We start from the raw sequence: 1150 nt of genomic DNA, 5'->3' as shown, positions 1-1150 counted from the left end.
GTGTATAGCGAATCGTTCATTGTGTTGGTCGCCGCGGATGGGGCGATCACCCCGTCCGCGGCGGCGGCCGAGAGCCCGTCGCCCCTCAGGTGCCGATACCGTGGATGAGCTGGGGCCCGGCCGTCTTCTTTTGTGAACCCGAACAGTTGCAAGGGGCAAGCCCCCGCACGCAAGGAAGGGACCAAGAAGATGACAGAAGACGGGCTGGTGGTTGGCATCGACGTTGCCAAGGGATGGCTGGATGTCGCGATCCTGGAGACGGGAGAAAGCTTTCGGGTCGACAATGACGCCCAAGGCTGGGTGCGCCTGATCAAGCGGCTCTCGAGCCGGACGGTGCGGGCGATCGGCATCGAGCCGAGCGGCGGCTACGAGCGCGGCGCCAAGAAGGCGCTGCGCAAGGCGGGCCTGTCGGTCAGGAACGTCAACCCGCACAAGCTGCGCCACTATGCCCGCGCGCTTGGCCGCCGGGCCAAGAACGACCGCATCGATGCCTGCGTGATTGCCCGCTTCACGGCTGAAATGCCGACCCGGGCCATGCAATGCGATCCGCTCACCGAACAACTCGCCGAGTTGGTGAACGCCCGCCGCCAGCTCACCGAAGACAAGGTCAGCCTGGCCAATCAACTCGAACAGGTTCGTGAGCCGGCGGTCAGGCGCATCTTTGCCCGGCGTCTGCGCAGCATCGAGGCGGACATCCTGCTTATCGGCAAGCGCCTTGCCGAACTCGTGGCAAGCCATGCGCAGTTCGCCGAGAAGGATCGCCTGATGCAATCCTTCTGCGGCGCCGGCCCGGTTCTGAGCCACGCCTTGCTCGCTCTCGTTCCCGAACTCGGCCAAGCCTCGCGGCGCGAAATCGCCGCCCTTGTCGGCCTGGCGCCTTACGATCATGACAGCGGCGTCCTCAAGGGCTACCGCAGCATCTGGGGCGGCCGCGCCGAAGTGCGCAGGGTTCTCTACATGGCGGCGCTCGCAGCCAGTCGCTCCAATCCCGTCATCAAGGCCTTCCACCAGCGCCTGCGCGACGCCGGAAAGAAGCCCAAGGTCGCCATCATAGCCGTTGCGCGCAAGATCCTCACCATCCTCTGCGCCATGCTGCGCAACAATCAGGAATGGAACCCTCAACACACCTGAAAAACACAGTTGCTCATCC

General features: G+C 64.7%; 1 protein-coding gene. It reads left to right on the top strand.

Translation table 11 applies throughout. From position 1 onward, the window contains the following. Positions 1-189 precede the first annotated feature (189 nt). Positions 190-1131, top strand: coding sequence for an IS110 family transposase (locus LB565_RS29765; RefSeq protein ID WP_224589628.1), 942 nt, complete (start codon positions 190-192; stop codon positions 1129-1131). Positions 1132-1150 lie beyond the last annotated feature (19 nt).

The sequence above is a fragment of the Mesorhizobium sp. CA14 genome (assembly GCF_020165195.1).
Classification (GTDB): Bacteria; Pseudomonadota; Alphaproteobacteria; order Rhizobiales; family Rhizobiaceae; genus Mesorhizobium.
This window is presented reverse-complemented; position numbering and strand designations above follow the sequence as displayed.